Consider the following 16,247-nt stretch of genomic DNA (forward strand, 5'->3'; position numbering starts at 1 on the left):
CAAGGAGGAATGATTAAATGTCGAATAACGACCGGCCTTCTATTGATGAATTGAATAGCGCTTCGGAGCCGCTTAGCAGATTAGACAAAGCGCTCATGTCGCCCATCAGCCGCAGGAAAATGATGACGGTGCTGGGATTGACCGGGCTCTCCTTGATGACAGGCGCCAAGCTTTCTTACGCTAGCTCTACAGCGCTTACGACGAACTTGAAGCTCAAGAAGACAGACCCGCTGGACGTCACCGATGTCAACGCGAACTTCGACCTCATTGATCAGGAATTCGGCCGCCGTGCCGTTACGCCGGATTTCTACAAGGTCGATACCGACCCGGACGACACCTTGGCCGTTCAAGCCGCATTCGACTCCGGTCATACAGTCCTCTTTACGCGGAACTACTACGTCAAATCGGTAGAGATGAAAGGCGACACGCAGACGATTAACTTTAACGGGTATTGGCTAATCGGAGTCTCAGGAAGCGGAGACTCCGCGTCAGACAAGGATGCGATACTGAAAATTACAGGCATCTACCTGGAGCTGTACGATATTAAAATCAATGGACAATTCAACCGCAATTACCGTGCAGCGATCCATTGGTATTCGCGTCCCAATTTCCCCCAAGCCGGCTACATTAATATTTACGGCATGTACATCAGAGATATCCTCGTAGGCATTCAGTACGGGGCATGGCTGGATGATCCGAGTCCCCACGATGCGCCGCAGAGCGAGAATTATTTGTACGGCTTTCGCTGCCGGAGCCTGCAGAACTGCATCATCAGCAATCAGCCGAACGGATTCCTCAAGATATCCGGAAGCACGATCGATTGTCATCAGAGGGAATGGATATTTCAAGCGGGCAACCCGTTCAGCATTCCGGATTCAACCCTCATTACTTGCAAGATCGGCCAGATCTCCGTTGAAGACAGCGAACTGTTAAAGGTCGAATACTTGGAGGGATGCGGGCTTCTGGGCCGCAACCTCGTCGTATCGAACTGCGTCATGGAAATGCCCTGCACATGGGTAAAAGCCGAGGGAGACGTGACGCTTGATGTCGTTCACGGCGGATTTATGGGCGGCAACTCCGGATTGCCCATGTTCCAGGTTGTGCCGGGATCGACGGGCTCTCTAAGAATTCAGAATGTTCGGATGTCTCGCAGCGCCGGAGTAGGAGACTACTTGACGAATTACATCATATCCGGACTGGGGAACGCTCCGAATTACCATGTCAGCATCGCGCGCTGCGATTTAGGCGAATGGGCGCCTTACTACATTGCTTTATCAAAGGAAAGAAGCCGCGTATTCGTTCAGGATACCCACTTCACCTATACGGCGGGAGGCTCTATGCAGAGCCAAACGATCCACGACAAGAAGGATTATGTCAATTTGATTGCCTCTGTCGATACGACCGGCGAGAATATGGCGACAAGCGCCAACACGGCGAATAAATCCGGCTGGGCATGGACGAATGTGTATGGCGCGGGGGGTCGTCTATTTCCGTAAGACCACCTCGAATATTCCGCCCGGCTATGCGAGCGCCATTGAGGTCGTTGCGACAGGCGAATCGTTTATTACTTCTCAGCCCTTCGCGGTAACCCCGAATTCGCTGGCCGTATTCCGGATGAAGGCCAAAAGGATAGGCGGCGGCGGTCATGCCGGGATCAAGCTTCTCTGGTTCAAGGCGAACGGCACGGCTTCGGCTACGACGGAAACCTATTTATTCGGGACTGTGGACATCGACGTCAACTGGACGGATCTGATGGTGACGGCGGCCATTCCGGGCGATGCCGCTTACGCCAAAATCAAGTTGACCGCCGAGGTCGGCTCCCTTTTCGCAACCGGTATGGCGTTCAGCACGGCGGTCGACAGCAATTATCGCAACTCTTTCATTAATGAACTGAATCGGTCGCTGGACGTGGCCGGCGAGGGCTTTATTCTGAAGGCGCCAAACGGCACGCGCTATAAAGTCACGGTAGATAATAGCGGGACGCTCGCAGCCGCCCCTTATTAACCATTTCAACAGATACGCGGGAGGGTCTAAAGATGAACAAAAGAACGGCTGGTCTTTCGTTGTTACTGTGTACGGCACTCATGGCTGCAGGATGCGCCAATACCGCCAATACGAAGGAAACGCAGAACGCGAGTAACGCTTCTGGCACGCAGGCCCCGGCAGCGAGCGGGCAGGCTTCCTCGGAAGCGGTCAATTATGAGAATGGACTTCCAAAAAAACGAAAAAGTGACATTAAAGGTCGGCTTGCTCGAATCCGGCTATGGAAGAGAGTGGTTCGACCTTGCCGTCAAGCGCTTCACGGAAAAGTATCCGAACGTGCAATTCGATATTACGGCTTCGCCGAAAATCGGCGACCTCATCTCGACCAAGGCTTCGGCAGGCAACGATAACGATATGTTCGATTTGTTCTACGGAGCCACCTGGACGGAATATGTAAACGCCAACAAGCTGGAGCCCGTAACGGATATTTTCGAGATGTCGCCGGACGACGCGCCGGGCCGGAAGCTGAACGATTTAATTGTCCCGGGCTTCAACGATCCCGAGAAGTATTATAAAGACAATGCCTGGGTGTTCCCGATCGCAAACTACGTAGGAGGCATGTTCTTCGATCAGAAGCTGTTCGACGAGAACGGCTGGAACAAAAACCCCAAGACCTATGACGAATTTATCCAGCTTTGCGAAGCGATCCAGAGCAAGGGCATCGATCCGATCGTATATGCGGGCTTATACAATTACGCGCAGTTCGCCTTTGATACGAAGATATTCGAGATTGCCGACGAGCGAGGCAATAAACAATTTCGCAACGATTTCGAGTATTATAACGGTCCGCAGTATACGTCGCCGGAGAGCATCGAAGTGTACAAGCGGCTGCACGATATGGGGAAGAAGGGGTATATCAGCAAGAAAAGCGTAGGCATGAATCATACGCAGTCGCAAATGCTCGTCCTTCAGCATAAAGCGGCGATGGTGCCTTCAGGCGACTGGATCGAGAACGAGATGAAGGAAACCGCTCCCGACGGCTTCCAATGGGGCTATATGGCGGTTCCTTTCACGAACAATCCGAACGGCCCCATCTATGTGACGAACGGATTGAGCTATTCCTTTGAGATATGGGCGGCCAAGCCTGACTTGAACAAGAAATGGGCCAAACAGTTCCTCCTCTCGCTCATGTCGAATGAGATCCAGCAGGTATTGGTCGAGAAGGGCGGCGCGCTTCCGCTCCGCAAGGATTACCTGGATGACCAGACGCGGGCGGATCAGATGAAGCCGCTGCAGAAATCGATCGCCACGTACCTGAAGGATAACCCGGTCGTACTCGAACTGAAAAATCGCAAGATCGAACTCACGGATCCCGATAATATGGCGTCGCTCAAGGTCATCGTGGACAATATGGCGCTCGTGTTGACGGGACAGGAAGATCCGGAACCGATCCTGGAGGACGCGGAGAAGCTGCTGCAGAACGCCATTGCCAAAGACAAAAAGGCCCAGAACAAAGCGTAAGCGGATTACTTGGCGGTCGAGAGGCAGTCATCCGGACTGCCTTTCAATCGTGATATTCGGGGGGAGAAAACCACTATGCCTATGTTAAAAAACGCACGGCTTCAAAAATCGATTTTTCTCTTCATTGTCGTAGCTCCGGCGTTTGCGGCCTATGTTCTATTCACGCTCTATCCGAATGCCCTCTCCATCTACTATTCCTTCCTGGAATGGGACGGCATAGGCGCCAAAACATTCGTAGGATGGGACAATTATATCCGGCTGTTTCATGATCCTTTCATTTTGCGGGCCTTAGGGCACAATCTGATTCTGCTCGTTACGGTCATTCCAATTACGCTTATCATCTCGTTGGTATTGGCCGATCTTCTCATAAACCGGGCATTTGCGGAAAATTCGTTCTACAAGGTACTCTATTTTTTTCCGAACGTTTTGTCCCTGGTCGTCATTGCGCTCGTCTGGTCATTTATTTATGACGGCACATTCGGTTTGCTGAACGGAATTCTTCGCGCGCTCGGCCTGGGGGGAGAACATAATTGGCTTGGCAGCAAAGGAACGGCGCTGCTCTCCATGATTCCGCTATACGTGTGGTGTTATGCAGGTTTCTACGTCGTCATATTCATGAACGCCATGCGAGGCATCCCGAAGTCTCTGTATGAATCCGCCACTTTGGACGGTATTACGCATATGCAGCGTTTTTCGAAGATTACACTTCCTCTGTTATCCGGCGTCATTCGCGTCGGGGTCATTTTCCTGATGCTGTCCGTGATCAAAGGCTTTGAATATATGTTTATTATGACGCAAGGCGGTCCAGGCGGCGCGACGGATGTCATCTCCCTGTATATGTTCAACTTTGCCTTTGGCAGCCTGAATCTCGGCCAGCATATTTACGGTTATGCATCCACGATCGGTATGATGATCTTTGTGTTGCTCGTCGGTTTAAAGCTGATATTGGACAAATTCTTCGCCAAAGACAGCATCGAATACTGAAAGGAGGGGTTCCATGAGAATGAGAACCGGGATTTCTTCATGGTTATGGCGCATGGTGCTGTTCCTCTGGGCGCTTACCATCCTGCTGCCGCTGTTCTGGATATTCTACCAATCTCTGAAAACGAATCAAGCGTTTTTCGCCGATATATGGGCCTTCCCCGAGCATCTGGAGTGGAGCAATTACGAGAAGGCTTGGACAAGTCTGGGCATCGGTCGCTCGGCGGTCAACACGCTATACTATGTCGGCCTGAGCCTTTTGATCAGTTTGTTCGTTTCCACGGTGAATGCCTACGCCTTCACGCGGATTGAGTGGAGGCTGCGATCCTTGCTGTGGAGTGTCATCATGCTTTCTTTGTTCCTGCCGGGCATCAACATTCTCGTATCCCAGTACACGTTGATGCGCGCACTGAATCTGACGGACAGCCTGAACGGACTCGTCCTGCTTGCGAGTCTGCCGGTCGGCGCCTTCGAACTGCTCTTGCTCGGGAGCTTCATGCGCACCTTGCCGAAGGAACTGGACGAAAGCGCATTTATTGACGGTGCCACGTTGTTTCAGGTTTTTCGCAAAATCATTCTGCCTCTATCCATGCCAGGCATCGTCACGATCGGCATCTTCAAGTTCGTGGGCCTGTACAACGATTTCCTGGGCCCCTTTATTCTGATCAGCGATCCGGCCAAGTACCCGATTAGCGTGAACATGTATAATGCCAATGCCATGATGGAATACAAGGCGGATTGGGTGACGCTGCTGGCAGGTCTTGTCATCACGATCATACCTACCGTTATCGTTTACGTGTTATTTCAGAGAAGAATCATAGAAGGCGCCACCATGGGTGGAGTCAAAGGCTAAATGGAGACATCGGGAGGGAAACGCATGATCAAAGTAGGGGTTATCGGGTACGGTCATCAAGTGAAAAGACTGCTGGGCATGATGCAGGAGATGGATCGCAGTTGCCGAATTACAGCGATCGCCGACGTTCGCCATCATGAAATCCGGGAGCGGATGATAGCGGACGGGGGCGACCCTTCGGGGATTTCATTTTACGGTAACGCGGATGACATGCTGGACAACGAGGAGCTGGACGGCGTATTCGTCGGAACGCGCTGCTCCCTTCATACCCCCATGGCCTTAAAAGTGTTGCCCAGACAGCTTCCGCTTTATTTGGAGAAACCGGTTGCGACAACGATGGAGGACCTGGTAAAGCTGCGGGATGCGGATGCCTTGTACGGCAGCAAGACGGTCGTGTCGTTCCCGCTGCGGGTAACGCATCATGTGCAGCTGGTCAAGGAAATTATCGATTCAGGAAAAATCGGAACAGTAGAGCATGTACAGGCCGTAAATAACGTGAATTACGGCAATATATATTATCATGGGTGGTTCCGCGACGAGACGGAGACACAAGGCCTGTTCGTACAAAAAAGCGACGCATGATTTCGATTATATTAATCATATTCTGGGGCTGAAGCCCGTGACCGTATGCGCGATGACGTCGAAACAAATCTTCAAGGGGAACAAGCGGGCAGGGTTGCAATGCAAGGACTGCGAAGAGACGAGCACGTGTCCGGAAAGTCCGGACAATCTTAGGAAACTTGCATTCGAGGAACCGTTGGGCCCTTATTGCTGCTTCGCGGAGGATACCGGCAACGAGGATTCGGGAAGTGCATTAGTCTCTTATGAATCGGGCATGCACGTATCCTATTCGCAAAACTTTTTTGTCCGAAAAAAAGCGGCAGCAAGAGGCGCAAGGTTTCTCGGGTACAAAGGGACGGTCGAATTCGATTGGGCGACGAACCGCATTCAAGTATTTATGCATCACACGCCTCGAGTCGAATCGTACGAGATCGATGACGCAGCCACGGCGGTCGGCCATGCAGGGGGCGATTCTACGCTGCTCGACAATTTTATCTCGCTCATGCGGGGGAAGACGCAAACGTCCGTGTCTTCGCTGAAGGATGGCTTGAACAGCACGTTATTGTGCCTGAAAGCCAAGGAGTCCGCGGAGACCGGCACCTTCCGCGAAGTCCGGTGGCCAGACTGAAAATCGGCCGATCGGGGAGTCGTTAGTCCGAGACCGAAGTCGTCTTCTTATGCTCGCTCCTCCAATGAGCGGGGCTTTTGCCGAACTTCTGCTTGAACAGGCGGCTAAAATAATGGATGGACTGAAAACCCGTGGCGTGCGCGATATCCTGAACGCTCATCATGCTTTCCAGCAAGTGCTTCTCGGCAGCGCTCATTCGAAGGTTATTGAGAAATTGCAGTGGAGAAACGCCTTTGCAGGCTTTGAAGGTGCGGACCATGTAGGAAGGATTCAAATGGGCATATTCGCACAGCTTCTGCAAGGTGAAATTCTCCCAGTAGCTGGATTCCATCCAACGGACAAGAATCTCGATCGTTTCCAACGTTGAAGCAATCCGATTGTCCGGCAGTTGACTCGACTTGCCGTAACGATTCGTATCCGGCCTGGCCACAGATCGGATAATAGCCAGGATGGCTTGGATGTCGGAATAACTGATTTGCCGTGCCAGGTCAGGTTGCTTGCGCATCCATTCTGCGATCAGGACCTGGTGAAGCGCGTGAATACGTTCATAGACCAATCGAACGGCAGGCAAGCTTCCGTCCGGCTCAGTCTGAAGGCGGTTCCATGCCTCGCAGTCGGCAGGGACAGGAAAGGATTCGTAAGCGTCGTCTTGCAGTTCCCAATAGGCATAACGATACTTCAGGGAAAGGAATTGTAAATGGTGGGAGGTATTCAAAGGGATAAGCAGGACGGCGGGACCCGTCATCCGATAGGTTACGTTGTTAATCGTAATTTTCAGGGTTCCTTCGATAATATACAGTAATTCATGATGCTGAGGGTGAAGACCGCCGATTCTCGACTCCATAGGGAAGAGAGAAAGGTTCTCATGTACAGGCTGAGACGTGTCAAGAGAATTATCGTAACCGAAGGCGCGAATCTGCAAGCGATCCTCTCCCTTACGTCAAGATGATGGGCTGATCTGGCAGGCCCATTTTAACATGTAAAAAAGGATTATAGTAAACGGATACATGCGAACAAAATCAAGTGAGGCAAGGTGAAATGACATGGACGATAACAAATTCGAGCGCTTGCGGAACCGGTTGAAGGAGAAGGCGGAGGATCCTAAGGCACGTGCCGTAACTTTCGTTGCCTTGGGCGATAGTGTCACCCAAGGGTGTATGGGCTATGGCGTCGTCGAATACGAATCCGTCTTCCATCAAGCGCTGAAAAGAAGAATGGAGCGAAGATTTCCGGGCACGGTGGTAAACGCGATCAATTCGGGGGGTCGAGGGAGACAGCGCTGACGAATCGCGACTTAGATGGGATAGAGATGTGTTCCTGTATCAACCCGATCTGGTCACGATCGGTTTTGGTCTGAATGACGCGCATGCCGGCCCTGCCGGCTTGGAACGGTTCATACGCGCGATTCGCGACCTGGTCGTGCGCTTGCGAACGGAGACGAATGCCGATCTCTTGCTATTCATCCCCGGCATGATGATGAAGCGGGATAATGAACGCATTCATCAAGCGCATCGGGCTGCCGTTCCCGCATTCATCCAGGTAGCGGAAGCGGGTTATCTCGCCTTGTACATGGATGCGCTAAGAAAACTTGCGCTGGAAATGGATCTGCCTTGTGTGGATTCTTATCGAATCTGGGAGAAGATGGAGAACGACGGGATCGATATCCACACGCGCCTGGCAAATGGCATTAATCATCCGGACCCGGCTTTCCACGAGGAGCTGGCCTTACATTTTGAGCGTATTATTTTTGGCGCCGTTGATCGATCGCAATGATGGGGTGTTTTCCCGGCAAGCCAGGCCAACGAATCGATCCTGCATAAGGACGTCGTATTGATCGAAGCTTACAGTTGAACGAATCGTACAGACAGAAGAACAAGGCATTGAGCCTCCCGCAATAGGCGGCTGCGGCCGGAAGCGAGAGCTCCCCATATGTCAGACAGGCGCAATCATAAGAGCCTGCTGGCCTAGTGGGGAGCTTTTTCGCGCAATGCAATAAATTCGTTGAAATAGGTAGATACGAAATCAATAATGGACGATTTTACTCGCGAGGCTCCTCCTTTATCGTTGAATTATCGACGTCTCCGCCGGTCGGAGCGTCGGTCATTGACAATGGGAACGGAGGCGTTCGTTGCATGAAATTAAGAAGGTTATTTTCGCTTCAGGGGCTATCGTTGATCCTTAGCGTCTGTCTCGCCGCCGGCTGTATTCCGCTTGCAGCTTCGGCCGGGACGCCGGACGCTTCGCCGGTTGCGGTAACCGCGTCGTATACGTATCATGGCGACCGCCTGGAGAACGTGAACGACGGAATCGTATCGTACGACGATTCGCCTAAAAACCGCTGGACGTCCTACGAATCGCCGAACGCGACGGACTGGGTGCAGTTCGATTACGGTGAGCCGCTATCGAAAAACGCCGCCGGCGTGTACGTATTCGACGACGGCGGGGGCGTGAAGGCGCCGAATGCGATCGATATCCAGTACTGGGACGGGGCAGCGTGGTCCGGCGTCCCTCATCCAGTGCGGACGCCCGAAGCGCCGGCCGGCAACGATCTGAATCTGATCACCTTCGAATCCGTCGTCGCCTCGAAGTTCAGAGTCGTATTCTCGCATTCGGGATCGAAAAGCGGCGCGACGGAGATCGTGTTCGCCGATTCGAATAGCGAACCGCTGCCGGGGGCGGAGGCTTCGCCGCTCGGAATCGTATCCGCTTCGTATACGTTCCGTCTGGATCAGGTTAGCAGCGTGAACGACGGCATCGTGTCCTACAATGATTCTCCGTCCAATCGTTGGACGGCGTACGAGTCGCCGAACGCGTCGGATTGGGTCCAGACGAATTACGGTTCTCCGGTGCGCAAGGACGCTGTCGGCATCTATATTTTTGCCGACGGAGGGGAATACAGGCGCCAGACGCCTACGACGTCCAATACTTGAACGAGGACGGCGTATGGACGAGCGTCCGGGAGCCGGTCAAGACGCCCGACGAGCCGACCGGAAATGCGCTCAATCTCGTTACGTTCGCACCTGTCGTCGCCCAGAAGTTCCGCGTGCTTTTTACGCATGGCGCGGCCAAGACTGGCGTGACGGAAATCGTATATGTCGATTCTGCCGTTCAGTCGCTGCCGGCACCGCCCTCCCTGGGCACGGTTACCGCCTCCTACACGAACGGCGGGGATTCGGCCGACAGCGTGAATGACGGCATCGTCTCGTTCAACGATTTTCCGCGCAACCGCTGGACCTCGTACGGCTCTCCGGCCGCTGCGGACTGGGTGCAGACGGAATACGAGCGCGCTTATTCCAAGAATACGGCCGGTATTTTCATTTACGACGACGGGGGCGGCGTCAAGGCGCCGGCCGACTACGACGTCCAGTACTGGAACGGAAGCGAATGGCTGAGCGCGCCAGGTCAGATCCGGACGCCGGCACAGCCTGCCGGCGGGGCGCTGAACCTGGTCTCGTTCGACACCGTAATCGCGAGCCGGTTCCGGGTGGTTTTCACCCATGCGCCGGACGCTCGGACGGGGGTCACGGAAATCGCATACGTCGACTCGAACAAGGAGCCGGTCCCGGTCGCCCCGCCCGTCGTCATCCCTGAGCCGGTCATCGCGGTGACGGCGCCGGCGCTCGGATCGTCCGTCTCGGGTACATTCAAAATTCGGTTCAGCGCGCCGGATATGAAAAACGTATGGGCAAGGGCCTGGCATCAGCCGGACGAGACGCACGCCGATCCGAACGGCTACGACGCTTGGATCGCCAATACCGCGCCGGATGCGCTCGGTGCGGGCGAGGTCGAGATCGATGCCGATCTGCTGCCGCACGGTCCGCTGACGATCGTCTTGAATGCCTGGGATGCGCCGGAAGGCGAACCGGCATTCACGAAGTCGGCGACGAGCTACGTGCAGTTGTACAACGAAGGAGGCGTCATCTGGAAAAAAGGCATTCCCGCGCCGCCGCAGCAGGCGAACGGCATGAAAGTCAAGTTCGAGGACGACTTCGACGGCCCCCTGTCGGTGTCCAAGACGGGCGCGGGGACGCGGTATGCGTCGCTGAAGCCGGATTGGCCGAACGGCTCGGAGTTCGGAGAAGCCATCTTCGCGGACCCCGCAGACGCGGTAAATCCGTTCGCGGTGCTGGGCGACGATTATCTGAGGATCCGGGTCGCGAGGGCGCCGGAGGGATATGCCGATCCGCAGGGCTGGAACCGCAAGTACATCGGCGGCCTCCTCTCGTCGGTCCGGCTCGACGGCACCGGCGTCTCCGCGAAGAACGGCTACTTCGAGGCCCGGATCCAGATGCCCGCAGGCAAGGGCGCTTGGCCTGCCTTCTGGCTTATGTCCCAGAACAGCTCGGGTGCGGATCATCTGCCTTCGACGGCCGAGCTGGACATCGTTGAGGCGTACGGTCACGATCCGGCGGGCGCCTGCCAGGCCAAGCATTGGTGGTCGGGCAGCCCCGAGTCCCATCAGACGAACTGTTCCTCGGAAAACTTCGCTTACGGGGATAATGCGTCCACCTGGCATACGTACGGCGCGAAGGTGACCGAGGACGAGGTCATTTACTACATCGACGACGTCGAGGTGTGGCGGCACGATTCGTTCGCCCAGGCGAATACGCCGCTGTACTTCATGCTGAACCTCGCGCTTGGCGGAGGATGGCCGATCGACCTGAGTCCGTACGGCGATCAGATCGACATGTACGTGGATTATGTACGGGTGTTCGAACCCTCGGAGGGAGATGCCGGAACGCCGTCGCCTGAGCCGACTGCATCGCCGTCGTCAGCGCCGACGACAACGCCGGTGCCTACGCCTGAGGCCGGACATGGCATCATTAAGCTTGAGACACGTTCGGAAAATGGGGGCATCATCGCGGCTTCGGTGCCGGCACCGGCGCTGACTGCAGCGATCGGCAGCGCGAAGGACGGCAAAATCGTCTTACAGACCCATGAAGCCCGGTCGGCGGAAGGATTTATGCTGCGGTTGCCGGCCGGACCTTTGCGGAGTCAAGAGGCGGCCTCGCTCCGCGTCGTCGAGCTCGACCTCGGCGATACCAGACTCTCGATTCCGGCGGAAGCCTGGGGCCAAGCAGCGGATGAAATCGTCATAACGGTAAAGAAAGCGCCTGGTTTAGCCCATACAAAGAAGACGACGAGTGAAGTTAGGGGGAGCGGCGTACACGATCGGCATTACCGCGGATGGAACCGACGTCACGTCGCTCGGCGCGGGCAAGCTTCGGATCGTGCTGCCCTTTGTCGCAGACGCTTCGGATATATCGGCATGGGCGGTCGCGAATCGCGTCGGCGACGACGGATCGCTTCAACCGATCGCGAACGGGAAGTTCGAAGCAAAGGCAGGAGGCGTCGCATTCGGCTCGACGCGGACCGGGACGTTCGCGATCGGCTACCGGGTCGACGGCTTCACGGATTCGCAGGATCTCCCCTGGGCGCTTGAGAGCGTCGAAGCGCTGGGCGCGCGCGGGATTGCGAAGGGGGGATGGCCGAGGCGGGTTTCTGCCGAGAGCCGGGGTGACGAGGGCGGAGTTCGCGGCCATGCTCCTCAGGACGCTGCCGCCGGACCTTCGCGCGGAGCATGAACCGGCGGAGTCGAATAAGCAGGCGGCCGCTTGGTACGAAGCGACCATGGACGAAGCCCATCGCCTCGGGATCGTGTCGGGCCGCGGAGACGGGACGCTCGGCGGGAACGAGCCGATCAGCCGGCAGGATATGGCGGTGATGCTTTACCGCGCCGCGCGGTTGGAGGCGGGCATGCTTCGAGAAGGCAACGGCGGCGAGGCGGCGCCTTTCGCGGATCGCTCGGCCGTAGCCGGCTACGCCGCAGAGGCGGTCGATGCGCTGCAGCGCGCGGGCTGGATCGCGGGGATCGGCAACGGCCGCTTCGATCCCGCCGGCGGGGTTACGCGCGCGCAGGCGGCGGTCTTGCTCTGGAATGCGCTGAAGTCGCAATAACGCGAAGGGGCTGTCTCGAAAGGGGGGCCTCGCCTCAGCCGGTGCCGGGGACTAGCGAAGAGACGCTGAACAGCGTCTCTTTGCCATGGTTGGCGGCGAGGTCCGCCCAAGAGACGCTGAACAGCGTCTCTTTGCTCTGGTTGGCGGCGTGGTGGGGCCAAGAGTTGTATCAAAAGGCTCATATATGGGCGCTAGGCTTCGTCTCGCTCGTTCGCTCTGGGCTTCGTCCCGCTCGTTCGGCTCTACGCTTCGTCCCGGTACTCCTGCGGCGTACGGTTCAGCTCGCGCTTGAAGAAGCGTCCGAACGAGGTGGCGGAGTCGAAGCCGACCTTGAGCGCGATTTCGTGGATCTTGAGCTTCGAATCCCGCAGCAAATCTTTGGCCCGGGTCAGGCGCAGCTCCGTGATGTATTGGGACACGCCTTGTCCGGATTGCTGCTTGAACAATCTGGACAGATACGTCGGATTCAGGTAGACGATCTCGGCCAGCTTCACAAGCGACAGCTCCTCGTCCAGGTGCCCCTCCATATAGGCTTTCAGTTTGGCGACGAGCGCATGGGCCCCGGCCTCGCTCTCCCGGTCCCTCGCCGCGAGCAGCAGCTCGATCGCTTCGCGAAGATACTGCAGGGCATCTTCCCAGGAACCGTGCGCGGCCAGCGAATACAGCTTGCCGAGTCTGTCGTCCGTGGCCAGCTCGTTCCACTTGGCATGCTGATTAACGGCGGACAGCAGCATGTAGGCGATGCCGTTGTACATCTCGTACAGGAATGCCTTGCGATGAATCAGCTGGCGGGACAGCTCGGCGAGCTCCTCGAATTCGCGCCGGATCTTGCTCTCGCTCCCGAGGTCGGAGGCGAGGAGCTGTCTGAGCTTGCTGCTGGCCTGAAGGGCGACGGCGTTGGCGTCGGGGTGCGGCTCGAAGTTCATGCTGACGCCGTCGGTGAGCAGCATCTCGGTACGCGTGCCGAATCCGAAGAACAAAATTTGCCGCAGCTCCGCGAATTTGACCGGCATGCCGGACCATGGCGTGAGGCTGCTGCCGGCCGCGAACGATACGGACAGCTGCAAGTAACGCTTGCATGCCGTTTGAATGGATTCCAGTTGGCCCGTCACATAACGGATCCACCGCAGGGAGGCATCGCCGTCCGAGATGCCCGCTTCCTCGTCCTGATCGGCTTGCAGCAATGCCACGAGCGTGCCGGTGTCGGGAGACGCGGCCACGAAACGGCTGCCCGCCCAGTATTCGCCGGCAATATTTTGAATGGCGTAGTCGAGCAAAGCTTTGTCCCTATCGCCGTAGGAGGCGGGCCAGCCGTCGACGCGGGCGATGACCGGCAGCGCGCCGCGGTCTGCCTGCAGCGGCATGTTCAGCTCGTCCAGCCGCTGCTGACTGATCCCGCTCAGTCCGCTGGCGATGCGGTAGATGTAGTCCTTCTGCAGCATGCCGATCGACAACTGGAGCTGCTGCCTGGCTCGCTCGATCAGCCGTTCGCTCTCGATCTCGCGGTTCAGTTCGTCCAGCGCCTTCTGAATGGCCTGGATAATCGCTTCATCGCCGTCGGTCTTCAGTACGTAGTCGACGCTACCGCCGCGCAGCGCCGCCTGGATATAGGAAAAGTCGTCATAGCCCGAGAGGAAGATCACCCGGCATTGCGGCCACTGCGCCACGATGCGGGCCTGGAGCTCGAGACCGTTCATGCCGGGCATCCGGATGTCCAGAAGGGCGATATCGATCTTCATCTGGCCAAGCAGCCGCAGCGCTTCCTCCGATGAATACGCGCCGTATACGTCCAGCTCGAACGGCGCCTCTTCCTCCAGCATTTGCTTGATGCCTCTGACGATGTTCGGTTCGTTGTCTACGACCATGATTCGTTGCATATCCGCAGCCCCCTATGAATTGTGAATATAGACAGCGATGCGCAGGCCGCCCATCGGACTCCGATCCGCCCGAAGCCCCGCATCGGCGCCGAAATGAAGCTTGATGCGCCGCTGGACGTTGCGAAGTCCCTCGCTGTCGGAGACGGCATCGGGTTCGGCGAGCAGCTGCCGGATTCGGGACAGCCTCTCGTCGTCCAGCCCGTCGCCGTCGTCCTCGACGACGATCTCCGCGCCGTCGTCGCGCTCCGCGAAGCGGATGGCGATCCGGCCGGGCTCCGGGCGATCCTCCAGCCCGTGATGGTAGCAATTTTCGACGAGGGGCTGCAGGAACAGCTTGGGCACGGGCATCGCCGCGAGACGCGCGGGCACGTCGCCGAATTCGACCCGGATGTGATCCTCGAACCGGACGGTCTGGATCGCGACGTACGCCTGGCAGAACAATACCTCCTGCTCAAGGGGGACGCTGTCCGCGTTTTTGGTCACGTATTTAAAATAATCGCCCAGATGCTTGGTAAACGGGATGACCTTGTCGATCTCGTGCATCTTGGCGAGACGGTACAAATTGAACAGGCTGTTGTACAGGAAATGCGGGTTGATCTGCGACTGCAGCTGCTTAAGCTCCGCGGCTTTGACCTGATATTTTTGCACGTAAACTTCGTTGATCAGCTCGTCCAGCCGCGACACCGTCCGGTTGAACTGCAGGTACAGATAATTGAATTCGTCCTTGGACCGGTAGCGGAATTTGAAGGATAAATCTCCTTTTTCCAAACTCTTGAAGGCGCTCACCAATTGCTTGAGCGGGTTGTGTATCGTCCTGTACAAACGGTAGGCGAAAAGCAAAATCACGAGCAGCGAAGCGAGCGCGATCCACCACACCCACGTGCCGTACTGCTTGATGGGACCTATAAAGCTATCTTCGTCGATCAGAAGGATGAGCGTAAGACCCAGCTTCTGCGACTTCTCGAAGAAAGCGTAATAGCGGCCTGCCCCGTCCGCGATCGTCTCGTAGCCGCTCGTATCGCCGTCCGCAAGCCGCAGTCCGATCCGGTCCCGAATGGGAGTCAGATCGCCGGGCACGCTGCCGCCGGTCTCGTACCAGTCGAGCCGTTCGCTCATCAGCACGGCGCCGCCGTTGCCGTTGATCTGATAGCCGGACAGCGACTGGCGGATGGCCTGGCCGGATATTTGCATCGCAATCGTGAAGCCTTTGCCGACGGGCTTCGAGGTCGGATAGGGCGTGCTGAGCCAGAGATTGCCCTCGAACAGCAAGAACGGCGATTCGAACGGGTTAATGATTTGATTTAAAGCTTCCGCCTGTCGGCCGTCGATCGAGTCGAAGCTCGTCGCGGACACTTTGCGGTCGAGCGCCGGAAAGTCGACGAACGCGTCCGCGACGTAGGCGCTCATATTTTTAAGAATAAGCAGCTTCTGCTGCGCGTCCTTGATCGCCTGCGTGTATTGTTCGTTGGACATGATGATGGAGGCATAGGCCAGGTTGTTGATGTCGTCGTCCAACGTGTATTGCTGCTGAAGCGTGACGAGCGGTCCGAAGTCGTATTCGAGCGATTGCATATAGGAGGTTGCCTTGGCCTGCATGGAGGCGGTGATCTCGTTGCGCACAAGGCGTTCGCTCTGCAGGTTCATCCGCAGGCTGATGATGACGAGCGGGATCAGGATGAGCATGAAGGTCAGGACGAGCTTCGGAAAAATCGTCAATCGGTCGAATAGTTTCACGGAGGCGGAACGCTCCTTTGCGCGCAAAAGAATGATATCAGTATAGCTTGAAAACGCATTCTATGAATATCGGTTGACGAAAAGGTAAAGTAGGGAACAGGATGTAGTAGAATTCGGTAGATCGCAGGAGGGGCGCGAGCGATTAGAATAA

Annotated in this window: 14 protein-coding genes; 11 read left to right on the forward strand and 3 right to left on the reverse strand. The window is 56.4% G+C overall.

What is annotated here, in order from left to right; all coding sequences use genetic code 11:
• Positions 1–17: 17 nt before the first annotated feature.
• From OMP40_RS39445 to OMP40_RS39475, 7 genes are all read left to right on the forward strand, one after another.
• Positions 18–1,496 carry a hypothetical protein gene (locus OMP40_RS39445; protein WP_277539662.1) on the forward strand — a complete coding sequence of 493 codons (1,479 nt, stop codon included), beginning with the start codon at positions 18–20 and terminating at the stop codon, positions 1,494–1,496.
• Positions 1,468–2,004, forward strand: a complete 537-nt coding sequence (locus OMP40_RS39450) for a hypothetical protein (protein ID WP_277539663.1) — start codon at positions 1,468–1,470, stop codon at positions 2,002–2,004. Before OMP40_RS39445 ends, OMP40_RS39450 begins: the two co-directional genes overlap by 29 nt.
• A gap of 195 nt (positions 2,005–2,199) precedes the next feature.
• Positions 2,200–3,504, forward strand: coding sequence for an extracellular solute-binding protein (locus OMP40_RS39455; protein WP_277539664.1), 1,305 nt, complete (start codon positions 2,200–2,202; stop codon positions 3,502–3,504).
• A 75-nt stretch (positions 3,505–3,579) separates the two neighbouring features.
• Positions 3,580–4,488 carry a carbohydrate ABC transporter permease gene (locus OMP40_RS39460; RefSeq protein WP_277539665.1) on the forward strand — a complete coding sequence of 303 codons (909 nt, stop codon included), beginning with the start codon at positions 3,580–3,582 and terminating at the stop codon, positions 4,486–4,488.
• 13 nt (positions 4,489–4,501) lie between these two features.
• Entirely contained in the window at positions 4,502–5,338 is an 837-nt protein-coding gene (locus tag OMP40_RS39465) for a carbohydrate ABC transporter permease (protein WP_277539666.1), read from the forward strand.
• Positions 5,339–5,362: 24 nt separating this feature from the next.
• On the forward strand, positions 5,363–5,920 hold the full coding sequence (locus tag OMP40_RS39470; RefSeq protein WP_277539667.1) for a Gfo/Idh/MocA family protein: 558 nt from the start codon (positions 5,363–5,365) through the stop codon (positions 5,918–5,920).
• Positions 5,859–6,527, forward strand: a complete 669-nt coding sequence (locus OMP40_RS39475; protein ID WP_277539668.1) for a Gfo/Idh/MocA family oxidoreductase — start codon at positions 5,859–5,861, stop codon at positions 6,525–6,527. The genes OMP40_RS39470 and OMP40_RS39475 overlap by 62 nt, the downstream gene beginning before the upstream one ends.
• A 22-nt stretch (positions 6,528–6,549) precedes the next feature.
• On the opposite strand, the gene OMP40_RS39480 is transcribed toward OMP40_RS39475, so the two are convergent.
• On the reverse strand, positions 6,550–7,449 hold the full coding sequence (locus OMP40_RS39480) for an AraC family transcriptional regulator (RefSeq protein ID WP_277539669.1): 900 nt from the start codon (positions 7,447–7,449) through the stop codon (positions 6,550–6,552).
• A gap of 332 nt (positions 7,450–7,781) precedes the next feature.
• Here OMP40_RS39480 and OMP40_RS39485 point away from each other — a divergent pair, with 332 nt between their 5' ends.
• From OMP40_RS39485 to OMP40_RS39500, 4 genes are all read left to right on the forward strand, one after another.
• Positions 7,782–8,300, forward strand: coding sequence for a GDSL-type esterase/lipase family protein (locus OMP40_RS39485; RefSeq protein WP_277539771.1), 519 nt, complete (start codon positions 7,782–7,784; stop codon positions 8,298–8,300).
• A 359-nt stretch (positions 8,301–8,659) separates the two neighbouring features.
• Positions 8,660–9,457, forward strand: coding sequence for a hypothetical protein (locus OMP40_RS39490; RefSeq protein WP_277539671.1), 798 nt, complete (start codon positions 8,660–8,662; stop codon positions 9,455–9,457).
• Complete coding sequence (locus OMP40_RS39495; RefSeq protein WP_277539672.1) at positions 9,454–11,970, forward strand: glycoside hydrolase family 16 protein; 2,517 nt, start codon at positions 9,454–9,456, stop codon at positions 11,968–11,970. The genes OMP40_RS39490 and OMP40_RS39495 overlap by 4 nt, the downstream gene beginning before the upstream one ends.
• Positions 11,971–12,068: 98 nt before the next feature.
• On the forward strand, positions 12,069–12,485 hold the full coding sequence (locus tag OMP40_RS39500; RefSeq protein ID WP_277539673.1) for an S-layer homology domain-containing protein: 417 nt from the start codon (positions 12,069–12,071) through the stop codon (positions 12,483–12,485).
• A gap of 242 nt (positions 12,486–12,727) precedes the next feature.
• Here OMP40_RS39500 and OMP40_RS39505 read toward each other — a convergent pair whose 3' ends face one another.
• Positions 12,728–14,362 carry a response regulator transcription factor gene (locus OMP40_RS39505; protein ID WP_277539675.1) on the reverse strand — a complete coding sequence of 545 codons (1,635 nt, stop codon included), beginning with the start codon at positions 14,360–14,362 and terminating at the stop codon, positions 12,728–12,730.
• Between the two features lie 12 nt (positions 14,363–14,374).
• Positions 14,375–16,096: a sensor histidine kinase gene (locus OMP40_RS39510; RefSeq protein WP_277539676.1), complete on the reverse strand. Its 1,722-nt coding sequence runs from the start codon at positions 16,094–16,096 to the stop codon at positions 14,375–14,377.
• Positions 16,097–16,247 lie beyond the last annotated feature (151 nt).

The sequence above is a fragment of the Cohnella rhizosphaerae genome (assembly GCF_029525575.1).
Classification (GTDB): Bacteria; Bacillota; Bacilli; order Paenibacillales; family Paenibacillaceae; genus Cohnella; species Cohnella rhizosphaerae.